This window comes from uncultured Cedecea sp. (assembly GCF_947498825.1).
Classification (GTDB): Bacteria; Pseudomonadota; Gammaproteobacteria; order Enterobacterales; family Enterobacteriaceae; genus JGM124.
This window is the reverse complement of record NZ_CANMLV010000031.1, coordinates 1-15,327: the sequence shown is the minus strand read 5'-3', so window position 1 is coordinate 15,327 and position 15,327 is coordinate 1. Positions and strand designations below refer to the sequence as shown.

Genomic DNA, 15,327 nt, shown 5'->3' with positions numbered 1-15,327 from the left:
ATAATTTTTGTTGGATACTGCTTTTAATTAACAGGTTATTATTTATACTGCTGCAGTAAAGTACGATCGATTTTACCTGAAGATGTTTTTGGGAGCTCAGTATGACAAACAAATTGATGAGGTATTTTGAATGACTGTAAGTAAGTATTAAGGATCTTTTTTACTTCCAGAAAATCAAAGCAAGCCCTCTTTTTCAAAGAGTAATGACATAAAATAATATTATTCTCTTGCTCTTTTCTTACTACTACGCAAGACTCGTGGATAAAATCAATTTTTGCCACCGCATCTTCTATTTCACCAATCTCAATACGATATCCGTTGACTTTATATATATGGTCACGTCTCCCTTTATAGTGAAGAGTTCCCTTCAGATCTCTGAAAGCATAATCACCGGTACGCCAAAAAAATGCCGGATAAGCGTGGAATGGGCTTCTGACAAGAGACTTAGCTGTTAACTCAGGTTGACTCAAGTACCCCAATGTTACCGTACCACCTCGGCACCAAATCTCACCTGTTTCATCGGGCTTACAAATATCTTGTCCATTTTCTGTTACGACAAGAATCTCAGTATCATCAACCTCGACACCCAACGGAATACTATTACTATTAAAATCGTTATCATTGACCCAATGATAAGTAATTATATTCGTCTCTGTTGGACCATATATATTTGCAATTTTTACTTTGGGTGCAAGCTCATGAAGTTTTTTTAACTTTGTAATCGGAAATGGTTCACCCGCATACATAATAGTTCGCAGACTATTCTTCTTAGTAAATAGATCCCCCTTCTCCATAAGAGTCATCAAAGTCGATGGTGTCGTATATATAATCGTAGCTTGCTCACTTTCAAGTAAATGAACATAGTCTTTATGTTTGTTACTTTTAGTCCTTTCTTTATTCCAGTCAAAGCATATAAGGGTAGCACCAGCACTGAGTGTATTAAAAATATCAAACACCGATAAGTCAAACTTGAGAGGTGCCCGAGAAATAACACGATCCTCTGGTGTTATTTGAAACTCTTTTTGCATCCAGCGCACAAATGTCAGAGCATTTCGGTGACTCAGCATGATGCCTTTAGGTGTACCCGTGGATCCAGAAGTATGCAGAATATAAGCCAGACTATCAGATGGTTGATTAATTATTTGTAGACAATCAGGGTCATACTGAATGTCTGCATCTACAGGAATTAACTTACCTTCCTGTAAGCTGTATATTTTTGGCGCATCATCAATTTCAAAAATAATCATTGAAGTCAATGAACTAGCCATTAAAACATCATAATATTTCTCTAGCATTGCTCTGTCAGCAATCAACGTCGTCATCCCGGTTTCTCTCAGTACTTTTTCTAGCTGAAGAGAGGAATAAAGAGTATCAATCGGGACATAAGCTTTACCAGCCTTAAGAATACCAAATAAAGAGGCTATACTTTCTGCATTTACATGAGATAAAATGCCAATAAACATTTGCCCATTTATTGTTGCGGAGTCTATATTCTTTATAATATTACAAAACAGATTTGCTTTATTATTAAGTTCTTTATAGGTAATAACACCTTGCCCTTCAAGTATAATTGCTGGTAATGAGGGTTGTTTTATAACACACTAATGAAATGCATGATGTAATAAATAGTCCATTATTTATTTAATCTTCCATATTATATATAAGCAACTTCAAAATAGTTAGGTGAATTATAAAAACAATCTATCGTTTTAAATTTCATATCAATATTATTTAAAGAGTACGATTTTTTTGCTGCCTGGAATACAGTTTGATATTGTTGTGACTTGTCATTAAATGCAGAGTAATATTCATCCCTGACATTTATATCCGCCTCTTTATTCCCCCATAAAGAATTAATGATTATATCACCACCAATGAAACAATCATTTATTACTGATATATCAATATGGCTCAACACATTGAACCAAAAAACAAAAACACTCTTATTTTTATTGATCTCTCTCCGTTTTTTAGCATATGTTTCAAATGACATGCGAAGTATATGTGGGTTACGCTGACTGTTGATGTATGGATCAATGCCAATATAGTTAAAACGTAATTTTTTAATATTCTCATAATACATTCCATCATGACATCCTACCACCACCACGGTCATTCTTGATTTAAGTCCAGAAAGAATATTTTCAATAAAAGTTAATTCATTATTTAGAAATGATGCCGCAGCTATTTTATTACTCGCTTTAAGCATGTTTTTATAAATATTCTGTACCATATTCAACCAATACATATGTGAAAGACTGAATTATTATGAAAAACGACACATATATCATCCAAATAACACTCTAGTACACAATAATTTCTGATTGGAAATATTAAATAAAAAATATTCCAACACATTTTATTAAACCATTATCCCTGATTAACTGAGTTTAACCGCAGTAATATCGAACAGAACAGACAGGAAGATAGGGATAAGGAAAAGAAAATAAATTAATGAGGATTAAAGTATCTGGGGTAATAAAACAATCGGACCACTGACTCATAAATCGAGCAGGAGACGTGCCTGAACCGCTTCCTGTTCGTCAGACCCGTATTTTGCTTTCGGCTTCCTTCAGATTTCACCTCGCAGTGAACACCCTTGCCGTTCAGCTAACACTTCCCTATTCCGGGTGTGTAGAGGACTTTCACCTCCAAGTCGTCTGTTAACCACCAGGGTCAACAGACAGCGCCCATCACAGCGCACAATGCAAAAAGGGGAAAAACTAAGTTTTTCCCCTTTTAATCAAAATCTTAAAAACAATATTTTGTTCTTAAGAAAGAGATAATTGATTACTCTGCTACTGCGATACGTTTCATATCAGTCATATAACCACGCAGTTTTTTACCTACTTTTTCGATTTCATGGCCACGAATGGCTTCGTTTACATCGCGCAGTTGCGCGTTATCAACGGCTGTTTCGCTACCAGCTTTACCTAAGTCACCCGCTTGCAGCGTGGTCATAAACTCTTTCAGCAGTGGCACTGCTGCGTAAGAGAACAGGTAGTTACCGTATTCAGCTGTATCAGAGATAACGACGTTCATTTCATACAGGCGTTTACGCGCGATGGTGTTAGCAATCAGTGGCAGCTCGTGCAGTGATTCATAGTAAGCAGACTCTTCAATGATACCTGCATCAACCATGGTTTCGAATGCCAGTTCAACCCCAGCTTTAACCATGGCGATCATCACAACGCCTTGGTCAAAATAAGTCTGCTCTGCGATTTTACCGTCGAACTGTGGTGCTGTTTCGAACGCGGTTTTACCGGTCTCTTCACGCCAAGTCAGCAGGTTCTTATCGTCATTTGCCCAGTCAGCCATCATTCCTGAAGAGAATTCACCGGAAATAATATCATCCATGTGTTTCTGGAACAGCGGAGCCATGATGGTTTTCAGTTGCTCAGACAGCGCATAAGCACGGATTTTCGCTGGATTAGACAGTCTGTCCATCATCAGCGTGATGCCGCCTTGTTTCAGCGCTTCGGTAATGGTTTCCCAGCCAAACTGAATCAGTTTTTCTGCGTAAGCCGGGTCAGTACCTTCAGCGACCAGCTTATCGAAGCACAGCAGGGAGCCCGCTTGCAGCATACCGCACAGAATGGTTTGCTCACCCATCAGGTCAGACTTAACTTCAGCAACGAAAGAGGACTCCAGAACCCCCGCACGGTGACCACCAGTTGCAGCAGCCCAGGCTTTAGCAATGGCCATACCTTCGCCTTTCGGATCATTTTCCGGGTGAACAGCAATCAGAGTAGGAACCCCGAAACCACGCTTGTATTCTTCACGTACTTCAGTACCCGGGCACTTAGGGGCAACCATCACAACGGTGATGTCTTTACGGATAGTCTCGCCAACTTCAACAATGTTGAAACCATGAGAGTAACCCAGAGCTGCGCCTTCTTTCATCAGCGGCTGTACGGCCTGAACAACAGCAGAGTGTTGTTTGTCTGGCGTCAGGTTAACAACCAGATCAGCCTGTGGAATCAGTTCTTCGTAGGTACCAACAGCAAAACCGTTTTCGGTCGCTTTACGCCATGATGCACGTTTCTCTGCAATCGCTTCAGCACGCAGGGCGTAAGAAACATCCAGACCTGAGTCACGCATGTTCAGACCCTGGTTAAGGCCTTGAGCGCCACAGCCGACAATAACCACTTTTTTGCCTTTGAGGTAGTTGGCTTCATCAGCGAATTCATCACGCCCCATAAAGCGACATTTACCCAACTGCGCTAACTGCTGACGCAGGTTCAAAGTGTTGAAATAATTAGCCATTGTCGAACTCCGTGATTATCGTTTAGTACTGCATGTCTCGGTATGCAGCGCATTTGCGCTGCCTGAATAAGCTTACTATATGACAGGAAAAGCGTTGCTTAAATTGATATATTAACAACGCCATGTTGCAATTCATGCAATGTCAGATAATGAGGAATGACCATGGACTTACGCGACCTGAAAATGTTTCTGCATTTAGCCGACAGCCGCCATTTTGGGCGCAGTGCGCGCGCCATGCATGTCAGCCCCTCAACGCTTTCCCGCCAGATTCAACGGCTGGAAGAACATCTGAACCAGCCGCTGTTTGTACGCGATAATCGTACTGTGACCTTAACCGAGGCGGGGGAACAATTACGCCAGTTTGCCCAGCAGACCATGCTGCAATATCAGCAAATGCGTCATACACTCGGCCAGCAAGGCCCTTCTCTGAGTGGCGAGCTGCATCTCTTCTGCTCCGTGACGGCGGCTTACAGCCATTTACCGCCGATTCTTGATCGCTTCCGTGCAGAACATCCCTCGGTAGAAATCAAACTGACCACCGGGGATGCCTCAGATGCCGTCGAAAAAGTCGATTCTGGTGAAGCCGATATTGCTATCGCCGGTAAACCCGAAACTCTACCACCCGGCGTCGCCTTCTCTATCCTGGAAGATCTCGCGGTGGTTCTCATTGCCCCAGCCTTACCTTGCCCGGTTCGTACTCAAGTGCAGCAACCCATACCTGACTGGACGAAAGTCCCCTTTATCCTCCCGGAACAAGGGCCGGTACGGAGGCGTATCGAACTGTGGTTTCGCAGTAAAAAAATTACCAATCCCTTTATCTATGCCACCGTTGCAGGACATGAAGCGATGGTATCAATGGTTGCTTTGGGCTGCGGTATTGCACTAATCCCCGAAATAGTGCTGGAAAACAGCCCTGAGCCGGTGCGTAACAGGGTACTGATTATGGACCGAAATGATGAAAATACCCCGTTCGAACTCGGTGTTTGTGCACAAAAAAAGCGGCTCAATGAGCCGCTTATCAGTGCATTCTGGAAGCTATTACCGGGAAATCATTAACCGGCCAGGAAGAAACGGAACGCCGGGTTCTGGGTTTCCTCATGACACTCGTAACCCAGTTCATTAAGACGGCTCTCGAAGTCAGGCTCATTCTCTCCCAGCTCAAACGCAGCCAGGACGCGGCCATAATCAGTACCATGGCTACGATAATGGAACAGAGAAATATTCCAGTGGTTTCCCAGGGTGGTTAAGAACTTCAGTAAGGCTCCTGGAGACTCTGGAAATTCAAAACTGTACAACCGTTCACGCAGTGGTTTGGACGGGCGTCCTCCTACCATATAGCGAACGTGCAGTTTCGCCATTTCATCATCGGACAAGTCGACCACGCCATAACCACCCGCGCTGAGCAACTCGATTATCTCATGACGTTCTTCAAGACCCCGGGTCAGACGCACCCCGACAAAAATGCAGGCATTGTCGGAACTGGCATAGCGATAGTTAAACTCAGTGACCGAACGTCCACCCAACAGATGGCAGAATTGCAGAAAACTGCCTTTCTTCTCCGGGATAGTCACCGCCAGCAAGGCTTCGCGCTGCTCACCCAGTTCACAACGCTCAGAGACATAGCGCAAACCATGAAAATTAACATTCGCACCGGATAAGACATGGGCCAAACGCTCACCACGGATCTGATGTTGCTGAATGTATTTTTTCATCCCCGCCAGCGCTAGTGCCCCGGAAGGTTCCGCCACAGCCCGAACATCTTCAAACAGATCTTTCATTGCCGCACAGATAGCATCGCTATCGACGGTAATGATGTCATCAAGATATTCCTGACACAGACGGAAGGTTTCATCTCCAATGCGCTTAACCGCAACACCTTCAGCAAATAAGCCTACGCGTGCCAGTTCGACCGGTTTACCAGCATCTAATGCCGCTTTCAGGCAGGCAGAGTCTTCCGCCTCAACCGCTATCACTTTGATTTGTGGCATGAGCTGTTTAATCAGCACCGCCACACCCGCTGCCAGTCCGCCGCCGCCGACCGGGACAAAAATCCGGTCGATGTGTGCATCTTGCTGCAACAGTTCCAACGCCAATGTTGCCTGGCCTGCAATCACCGCGGGATGATCGAATGGTGGCACATAGGTAAAACCTTGCAGCCTCGATAACTCAATAGCTTTTAATTTTGCTTCGTCAAAATTAGCGCCATGAAGTAAGACCTCACCACCAAACGCACGTACCGCATCGACTTTGATCTCAGCAGTCGCAACAGGCATCACGATCAGCGCTTTAATGCCCAGACGAGTAGCAGACAAAGCGACACCCTGAGCATGATTACCTGCAGATGCCGTAATGACACCACAGGCTTTCTGTTCATGCGTCAGCCCGGCCATCATGTTATAAGCACCGCGTAGCTTAAAGCTGTGTACTGGGTGGCGGTCTTCCCGTTTAACCAGAATCACATTCTCCAGCCGTGACGAAAGCTTATCCATTTTTTGCAGCGGTGTTATCTGGGTAACTTCATATACCGGCGCGCGCAAAGCGGCACGTAGGTATTCTGCCCCACCTGGTGCGTTGGATAGCGGTTGTGACTCAGCCATCATTAACCCCCAAGCTTACTTTTGTCTCTTACTGCGCCTTTATCTGCACTGGTAGCAAGACTTGCGTACGCGCGTAATGCAAAGGACACTTCACGTACACGATCGCGTGGTGTCCATGCTTTATCTCCACGTGCATCCTGAGCGACACGGCGCTCAGCCAGTAGCTGTTCTGAAATATCCAGTTGAATGCTGCGTGATGGAATATCGATAGCTATCATGTCGCCATCTTCAATCAGTGCGATATTGCCACCATTCGCCGCCTCTGGAGAGACGTGACCGATAGATAAACCAGAGGTTCCGCCCGAGAAACGGCCATCAGTGATCAGGGCACAGGACTTACCTAATCCCATTGACTTCAGGAAAGTCGTTGGATAAAGCATTTCCTGCATACCCGGGCCGCCCTTCGGTCCTTCATAACGAATAACGACAACATCGCCGGCAACGACTTTACCGCCGAGGATAGCATCAACAGCATCGTCCTGGCTTTCGTATACTTTCGCCGGGCCACGGAAAACCAAGCTACCTTCATCCACACCTGCCGTTTTGACGATACAGCCATTTTCAGCAAAGTTGCCGTATAACACTGCCAGACCGCCGTCCTGACTGTAAGCATGCTCTTTGGAGCGAATACAGCCCTCTTTACGGTCTACATCCAGGGTATCCCAGCGACAAGACTGTGAAAATGCTTTGGTAGTACGAATGCCTGCCGGACCGGCAGAGAACATGCTTTTCACCGAGTCATCCGCGGTGACCATCACGTCATATTGCGCAAGGGTCTCTGGCAGAGTCAAACCGAGCACGTTATTCACATTACGGTTAAGCAAACCAGCGCGATCCAACTCTCCGAGAATACCGATTACACCACCTGCACGGTGAACGTCTTCCATATGATATTTTGGTGTGCTCGGTGCGACTTTACACAGCTGAGGCACTTTACGAGAGAGCTTATCAATATCACTCATCGTGAAATCAATTTCTGCTTCCTGCGCCGCAGCCAGTAAGTGCAATACGGTATTCGTTGAACCGCCCATCGCCACATCGAGCGTCATGGCGTTTTCAAACGCTTCTTTACAGGCAATATTACGAGGCAGAGCTGATGCATCATCTTTTTCGTAATAACGTTTAGTCAGCTCAACAATACGTTTACCGGCATTGATAAACAGCTCTTTACGATCTGAGTGCGTTGCCAGCAGTGAGCCATTACCTGGCTGTGACAGGCCTAATGCTTCGGTCAGACAGTTCATGGAGTTTGCAGTAAACATACCAGAACAGGAACCACAGGTAGGGCAAGCCGAACGTTCAACCTGCTCACTTTGCTCATCGCTGACATGCGGGTTAGCGCCCTGAATCATGGCATCGACCAAGTCCAGCTTGATAATCTGATCGGATAATTTGGTTTTTCCGGCTTCCATCGGGCCGCCAGAAACAAAAATAACGGGGATATTCAGACGCAGAGATGCCATTAACATCCCCGGAGTAATTTTGTCACAGTTCGAGATACATACCATCGCATCTGCACAGTGCGCATTAACCATATACTCAACGGAGTCGGCAATCAGTTCACGAGAAGGCAAGGAATAAAGCATACCGCCATGCCCCATTGCGATACCGTCATCCACTGCAATGGTATTAAATTCTTTTGCAACACCACCAGAAGCTTCAATTTGTTCAGCGACCAGCTTACCCAAATCACGTAAATGTACGTGCCCTGGTACAAATTGGGTAAATGAGTTCACGACCGCAATGATTGGCTTACCAAAATCGTCATCGGTCATTCCGGTTGCGCGCCACAGCGCACGGGCACCAGCCATATTACGGCCATGAGTTGTGGTAGCGGAACGATACTTAGGCATTCTTAGTTACTCCAGTCTGTCAAATAGCAGGCGGTTCATACCGCCCGTCTGGTGTTGTGCTTATTGCGCGTTAATAGGGTCTAACCAGCCCCATTTATCTTCAGTTTCACCGGTGAACAGGCCGAAGAACGCCTCTTGAATTCGTTGGGTTACCGGGCCACGACGGCCTTCACCAACCTGAATACCATCTACGCTACGTACTGGGGTGATTTCTGCTGCGGTTCCGGACATGAAAACTTCATCAGCAAGATAAAGTGATTCACGGGATAGCACTTGCTCACGGACCTCAATACCCAAATCTTTAGCCAGTTTAATGATGGCATCACGCGTAATGCCCGGCAATGCGGAAGACGTAAATGGCGGGGTAAATACAACACCATCTTTGACTTCAAACAGATTCTCACCTGCTCCTTCAGAGATATAGCCATGAACGTCCAGGGCGATACCTTCCTGATAACCATGGCGACGGGCTTCGCTACCGACCAGTAATGAGGAGAGATAGTTACCCCCCGCTTTCGCGGCCGTTGGGATGGTATTCGGTGCCGCACGATTCCAAGAGGAGACCATCGCATCAATACCCTGCTCCAGTGCCTCGGCGCCCAGGTATGCTCCCCAAGGGAATGCGGCAATAATAACATCCGTGGAATAACCCTCCGGTGGATTAACGCCCATACCGACATCACCCACAAAGACCAGTGGGCGAATATAAGCACTGGTCAGATTATTTTTACGCAGCACAGCACGGCAAGCTTCCATCAACTCATCCACGCTCTGTGACACCGGAAAGCGATAAATTTTGGCTGAATCACGCAGACGCTGCATATGTTCGCGATGACGGAAGACTACAGGTCCTTTATGGGAGTCGTAGCAACGGATACCTTCAAATACGGATGTTCCGTAATGTAAGGCATGAGACATAACGTGGACTTTGGCATTTTCCCACGGAGTCATTTCACCATTGAACCAGATGTAGTCAGCTTTTTTGGTTGTCATGCTTCTTTATCCTTTACGCTCAGGCGCGAATTTGTTGTGATGTAAGTTGCTGAACTTCGACACAGGCAACATCAACCAATTTGCTTAACTGGCTGAACAGCAGATCTATCGAACGTGGACTGGCAACAGTGAGCTCAATATTGATATTTTCAGGATTAATATCGGTTGCCATATTCATGGAACAAACCTGAAAACCACGGTGACGTACCACACGTAATACGCGTTCTAATGTTTCCGGGCGGAAGCGAGCCTGCAAGGCAAGTTGATGTTGCATCATGATTCTTTCTCCAGCATTTGTGAGTTACTGGCACCTGGCGGCACCAACGGCCAGACATTCTCGTACTCGTCAATTGAGACATGAAGTATGTACGGGCCGTCGCTATTGAGCAGAGTATCAAGCGCGGCTTCTACCTGGTCTTTACGGGTGATGCGCTGGCCTGGAATGTCAAAAGCACTCGCCAGCGTAAGAAAATCTGGATTATCGGAAAGATTAGTTTCGCTATAACGTTCAGCAAAAAACAGCTGTTGCCACTGTCGAACCATCCCTAAACGCTGGTTATCCAGTAACAGAATCTTCACCGGCAATTTTTTACGTTTTACCGTTCCCAGCTCCTGAATGTTCATCATAAATGAACCATCTCCGGAGACACAGATAACCGTATCATCAGGTCTGGCGACTTGAGCACCGACCGCCGCAGGTAAACCAAAACCCATCGTGCCCAAACCACTTGAAGTAATAAAGTTTTCCGGACGGGTAAAGGTCATATGCTGTGCGGTCCACATCTGATGCTGACCGACGTCGGTTGTGATAACACATTCCCGAGGTTTACGTTCCGAAAGCTGCTTCAGCAATAATGGGGCATAGATAGGTTCACCCGGGTGATCATAACGCCACTCATGCTCAGCTTTCAGTGTCGCGACTTGTTGCTGCCAGCCAGCAATGTGTAACGGCTGTTGAAGAGCAGGTAATAACTGGTTTAACGGGCCTTGTAACGCCACGTGAGCCTGACGCAACTTACTCAGTTCAGCAGGATCGATATCCATATGGATAACTTTCGCGTGGGGAGCAAAGGTATTCAATTTACCAGTGACGCGGTCATCAAAACGCGCGCCGACCGCTATCAGTAAATCACATTCTTGTACCGCAAGGTTTGCCGCCTTGGTGCCGTGCATACCTAACATACCGGTATAGAAAGGATGTTCAGGCGGAACTGCTCCCAGCCCCTTAAGCGTTACCGTGGAAGGAATATTGGTAACGGCAATAAATTCACGTAGTGCCGGAACAGCCTGAGCCATACCCACACCACCACCTATGTACAGCATGGGTTTCTGAGCAGCAGCAAGTAACTCACGCGCTTGCTGAATTTCTGTTTCAGGTAACACATCATCATCAGCGACGGTAGATAACCAGGCTTCAAAATCGCCATTTGCCAGTTGGATATCTTTAGGAATATCAATCAAAACAGGACCAGGACGGCCGCTATTGGCAATTTCAAAAGCTTCCGCAATAACACGTGGTAGTTCTTCAATCGACTCAACCAGGAAACTGTGTTTGGTACAGGCTAATGACAAACCTAAAACATCCACTTCCTGAAAAGCATCAGTGCCCATCAGTGGAGCGGCAACCTGACCGGTCAGTGCAACCACCGGAACTGAGTCTAACATCGCATCAGCCAGCCCGGTTATCAGGTTAGTTGCGCCAGGCCCCGATGTCGCAATACATACGCCGGTTTTGCCAGTGGCACGCGCATAGCCTATCGCTGCGATAACGGCACCTTGCTCATGGCGACACAGCAGATGTTCCACACCACCGTCATACAATGCATCGTATACCGGCATTATTGCGCCGCCTGGATAACCGAAAACAGTTTCAACACCCTGCGCTCGCAACGCATGCACCACCCATTGCGCACCATTCATAGTTAGTTCCCCGTCTCATTACCAGAGAAACAGTATTTTATGCTGCCGCACATAATCTGCCCTCATATTAAATTCTTTATTCCAAAAAAAAACCCCGGACCTTTCGGTGCGGGGGTTCTTTTCGATTAAGACTTGATTTTTAAGCCTTTCTTTCTCCAAGTGCAGCCCCGCACGGTGGGATAATAATCACCACAATGCTAATCACGACTAGGCTAATCACTCGTAGTAGGGCTGTCATTTTTTGTACTTTCTATCATCTTGCTCGAAGTAATGCCTACAGAGTTATCACAGAATCAGACAAGAAGACAAGATTTTTTTATAAAAAAATTGAGTAAAAGAAAACAAATTTACGAAAAACACATTGAATTTAAAAACAAAAAAAGAAAATAGAGAAAATTTCTCAAATCAATCAATAAACGGACTTTTTACGTGACGCCCAATAAAAAATAATCATTGCTGAATCTGACTCTCAACAAAAAGATAACAAAAACTCAGTGCATAAAATTAGTTGGCACTCTGTTCAGATATACAACATGTATGATTTTTAATCGTCAGGGAATGCGCCATGATGAATTTTTCATGGAGGGGATATGTCTTTGTCAGTTATCCATACCCGGGCAGCATTAGGCGTTAGCGCTCCCTTGGTCACAGTAGAAGTTCATATCAGTCGCGGATTACCCGGCCTGACACTGGTGGGGCTACCTGAAACCACCGTAAGAGAAGCCCGCGATCGTGTACGTAGCGCCATTATCAACAGCGGATATACCTTTCCCGCTCGTAAGATAACCATCAATCTGGCACCCGCCGATCTTCCGAAAGAAGGCGGACGTTACGACCTCCCCATTGCTATCGCCCTGCTGGTAGCCTCTGAACAGCTCAGCACGAGCATGTTGGAACAATATGAGTTTGTGGGTGAACTCGCTTTAACAGGTGCGTTACGAGGCGTATCAGGAGCAATTTCAGCAGCTATTGAGGCTATGAAGGCGGGTCGAAACATTGTGGCTGCAGCAGACAATGCCGCAGAGTTAGGTTTGATAGAAGAATCCGGCAGTTTAGTTGCGCAACATTTGACAGAGGTCTGTAGCTGGCTTGAAGAAAAAAATGCGTTAACCCGCCCGCTGGCACCGCACTATATCCAGGCCTCTTCGGAGAGTGACCTTAATGAAATCATTGGTCAGAACCAAGGGAAGCGGGCACTGGAAATCACTGCCAGCGGAGGACACAACTTATTACTGATAGGCCCCCCTGGAACAGGGAAAACCATGCTGGCCAGTCGGTTTAATACTCTTCTTCCGCCATTAAGCAACAGAGAAGCGTTACAGAGCGCTGCAATTCTCAGCCTGGTGCAACCCTCACATTCATGGAGTCAGTGGCGCCAGCGTCCATTCAGAGCCCCTCATCATAGTGCTTCACTAACCTCGATGGTTGGAGGTGGTAGTATTCCTCAGCCCGGTGAAATATCTTTAGCTCACAATGGCGTATTGTTTCTTGATGAGTTACCTGAATTTGAACGTCGTGTCCTGGACTCACTACGAGAACCGATAGAGTCAGGGGAAATCCACATCTCCCGTACCCGGGCAAAGATAACTTACCCCGCCAGCTTTCAGCTAATTGCCGCGATGAATCCAGGCCCTACAGGCCACTATGAAGGGCTCCATAATCGGGCCACACCGCAACAGACCCTGCGTTATCTTGGGCGCCTGTCAGGACCCTTCCTCGATCGTTTTGATCTCTCTGTTGAGGTTCCCTTGCTGTCAGTGGGTACGCTTAGTCAGTCTCAGTCCCCCGGTGAATCCAGTCGCGTAGTAAGAGACAGAGTTATTGCTTGCAGGGACAGTCAGATAACGCGCCAGCATAAGCTTAATGCCTTGCTCAGTAATCATGAGGTTCGTGAATTCTGTCAGCTACAGCAGAAAGATGCCATCTGGCTTGAAGAGACGTTAGCCGCACTCGGATTATCAGTGAGGGCATGGCAACGATTGTTAAAAGTGGCAAGGACAATTGCAGATATGCAGCAAGAAAAAAACATTCTCAGGTCACATTTACAAGAAGCGCTTGGGTACCGGGCGATAGACCGGTTGTTATTGCACTTACAGCGCCTGGCAGGCTAAGCAGGGAGGTTTCCTGGTAGGAAAAAGCGACTACAGTAAAGGGGGCTTATAGCCCCCCGTACTTAGTCGTCGCTGTCGGTATAATCTTCAACAGCATCCATCTGCGGCTTACCGCCAGAGAGCGTATGAAAACGTTTAGGGCGTTTGATACGCGACATGTATTTGCTCCAGACGCGCTCTGCTTCTGTCACAGGCTCACGCTGGCCACGACACACAGCAACAAACAGAGTTTCCTCTTCTGTTCCAGGTTCGCGCTTGCCAAGATCCAGCTCATTAAACGCAACACCATGACGCTCTAATAACTGAGCTTCTTTGATGGTGAAATCGCCATGTCGGGAGAATCCACGCGGATAATGTTTGTTGTCGAAAAACCGATTAGTTGTCGTAAAGCTCTCCGCCATCCTGCACGCTCCTAATTCTTTTGGTCTGGCTGTTTATGGCGCGGAGTATTAGTTACGCTTGACAGAGTGTAAAACAAAATATTTAAATCATAACGACAAATTATTTTTGGAGAGGCTTGTGGATAGCGAACTACTGAAAACATTCCTTGAAGTGAGCAGAACACGACATTTTGGCCGTGCAGCTGAAACACTGTATTTAACGCAGTCTGCCGTGAGTTTTCGCATTCGACAGCTCGAGAATCAGCTTGGTGTAAATCTGTTTACGCGACATCGTAATAATATACGGCTGACAACGGCGGGGGAGCGATTATTACCTTATGCCGAAAATTTAATGAGCACCTGGCTTGCCGCGAAGAAAGAAGTCTCCCTGACCTCTCAGCACAATCAACTCAGTATCGGAGCCAGCGCTGCATTATGGGAATGCATGCTTACACCATGGCTTTCTTTGATTTATCAACAATATAAAGACTTTCAATTTGACGCTCGTATCGCACCGCGTCAGTCGCTAGTTCAGCAACTCCACGATCGCAGACTGGATTTATTATTGACTACTGAAGCCCCAAAAATGGATGAATTTACCAGTCAGTTATTGGGGAATTTTAATCTTGCTCTTTATGCTGGTAGCCCAGAATATGACAGAAATACCCTGAGTTATGTACGTATAGAGTGGGGAGCAGACTTCCAACAATATGAATCTGAGTTTATTCAGGGCGAGGAAATTCCTCTCTTAACTACCAGTTCAGCAAGCCAGGCATGTCAGTTAATCCTGCCATTAAACGGTTATGCTTTCCTGCCCGTTGAGTGGGCCAAACAGCAAAAAGCTATTTATCCGCTGGCTGATTCTGGTCTGCTTACAAGACCTCTGTACGCTATCTGGCTACAAAACACCGATAAACAAAGCATTATCAAATCGTTGCTGAAGACACCGTTATTAGCGCAGTAATGCGCTTTTTTTCAGTAAATAACCCACAGAGCAAATTTATAGCAGACAAAAAAAAACCTTTGCTTTCGCAAAGGTTTTTTAATCTGGCAGGGGCGGAGAGACTCGAACTCCCAACACCCGGTTTTGGAGACCGGTGCTCTACCAATTGAACTACGCCCCTAAAAGGGTGGCGGAACGGACGGGACTCGAACCCGCGACCCCCTGCGTGACAGGCAGGTATTCTAACCGACTGAACTACCGCTC

13 protein-coding genes and 1 tRNA gene are annotated in these 15,327 nt (G+C 46.3%); 3 read left to right on the top strand and 11 right to left on the bottom strand.

Annotated features, from left to right (window positions below; translation table 11 throughout):
• Positions 1 to 38: 38 nt before the first annotated feature.
• The 3 genes from Q1A40_RS21185 to ilvC all read right to left on the bottom strand — a co-directional run bounded on the left by Q1A40_RS21185 (position 39) and on the right by ilvC (position 4,266).
• A complete protein-coding gene (locus tag Q1A40_RS21185) occupies positions 39 to 1,595 on the bottom strand; it encodes an amino acid adenylation domain-containing protein (protein ID WP_300005079.1) in 1,557 nt (518 codons plus the stop codon).
• Positions 1,596 to 1,654: 59 nt separating this feature from the next.
• Positions 1,655 to 2,233, bottom strand: coding sequence for a hypothetical protein (locus tag Q1A40_RS21180; RefSeq protein WP_300005021.1), 579 nt, complete (start codon positions 2,231 to 2,233; stop codon positions 1,655 to 1,657).
• A gap of 557 nt (positions 2,234 to 2,790) precedes the next feature.
• Positions 2,791 to 4,266 (bottom strand): ketol-acid reductoisomerase, encoded by a 1,476-nt coding sequence (gene ilvC / locus Q1A40_RS21175; RefSeq protein WP_300005018.1) that lies wholly within the window; start codon positions 4,264 to 4,266, stop codon positions 2,791 to 2,793.
• 162 nt (positions 4,267 to 4,428) lie between these two features.
• Between ilvC and ilvY the strand changes: the two genes are divergently transcribed.
• On the top strand, positions 4,429 to 5,322 hold the full coding sequence (gene ilvY, locus Q1A40_RS21170) for an HTH-type transcriptional activator IlvY (RefSeq protein WP_300005015.1): 894 nt from the start codon (positions 4,429 to 4,431) through the stop codon (positions 5,320 to 5,322).
• Here the strand turns inward: ilvY and ilvA are convergent.
• The 6 genes from ilvA to ilvL form a co-directional block, all read right to left on the bottom strand.
• Complete coding sequence (gene ilvA, locus Q1A40_RS21165; protein WP_300005077.1) at positions 5,319 to 6,863, bottom strand: threonine ammonia-lyase, biosynthetic; 1,545 nt, start codon at positions 6,861 to 6,863, stop codon at positions 5,319 to 5,321. The genes ilvY and ilvA overlap by 4 nt on opposite strands.
• Positions 6,864 to 6,865: 2 nt before the next feature.
• Positions 6,866 to 8,716: a dihydroxy-acid dehydratase gene (gene ilvD / locus Q1A40_RS21160; protein ID WP_300005013.1), complete on the bottom strand. Its 1,851-nt coding sequence runs from the start codon at positions 8,714 to 8,716 to the stop codon at positions 6,866 to 6,868.
• A 60-nt stretch (positions 8,717 to 8,776) separates the two neighbouring features.
• On the bottom strand, positions 8,777 to 9,709 hold the full coding sequence (locus Q1A40_RS21155) for a branched-chain amino acid transaminase (RefSeq protein ID WP_300005010.1): 933 nt from the start codon (positions 9,707 to 9,709) through the stop codon (positions 8,777 to 8,779).
• Between the two features lie 19 nt (positions 9,710 to 9,728).
• Positions 9,729 to 9,986: an acetolactate synthase 2 small subunit gene (gene ilvM, locus Q1A40_RS21150; RefSeq protein ID WP_300005007.1), complete on the bottom strand. Its 258-nt coding sequence runs from the start codon at positions 9,984 to 9,986 to the stop codon at positions 9,729 to 9,731.
• Entirely contained in the window at positions 9,983 to 11,629 is a 1,647-nt protein-coding gene (gene ilvG / locus Q1A40_RS21145) for an acetolactate synthase 2 catalytic subunit (RefSeq protein WP_300005004.1), read from the bottom strand. Before ilvG ends, ilvM begins: the two co-directional genes overlap by 4 nt.
• A 139-nt stretch (positions 11,630 to 11,768) precedes the next feature.
• Complete coding sequence (gene ilvL, locus Q1A40_RS21140) at positions 11,769 to 11,867, bottom strand: ilv operon leader peptide (protein WP_211993704.1); 99 nt, start codon at positions 11,865 to 11,867, stop codon at positions 11,769 to 11,771.
• Positions 11,868 to 12,219: 352 nt separating this feature from the next.
• Here ilvL and Q1A40_RS21135 point away from each other — a divergent pair, with 352 nt between their 5' ends.
• A complete protein-coding gene (locus Q1A40_RS21135; RefSeq protein ID WP_300005000.1) occupies positions 12,220 to 13,740 on the top strand; it encodes a YifB family Mg chelatase-like AAA ATPase in 1,521 nt (506 codons plus the stop codon).
• Between the two features lie 62 nt (positions 13,741 to 13,802).
• Here Q1A40_RS21135 and Q1A40_RS21130 read toward each other — a convergent pair whose 3' ends face one another.
• Positions 13,803 to 14,141, bottom strand: a complete 339-nt coding sequence (locus Q1A40_RS21130; protein WP_259053452.1) for a DUF413 domain-containing protein — start codon at positions 14,139 to 14,141, stop codon at positions 13,803 to 13,805.
• 118 nt (positions 14,142 to 14,259) lie between these two features.
• Here Q1A40_RS21130 and hdfR point away from each other — a divergent pair, with 118 nt between their 5' ends.
• A complete protein-coding gene (hdfR, locus tag Q1A40_RS21125) occupies positions 14,260 to 15,084 on the top strand; it encodes an HTH-type transcriptional regulator HdfR (protein ID WP_300004993.1) in 825 nt (274 codons plus the stop codon).
• Positions 15,085 to 15,168: 84 nt separating this feature from the next.
• Here the strand turns inward: hdfR and Q1A40_RS21120 are convergent.
• A tRNA-Trp gene (locus Q1A40_RS21120) sits at positions 15,169 to 15,244 on the bottom strand.
• Positions 15,245 to 15,327: the final 83 nt, after the last annotated feature.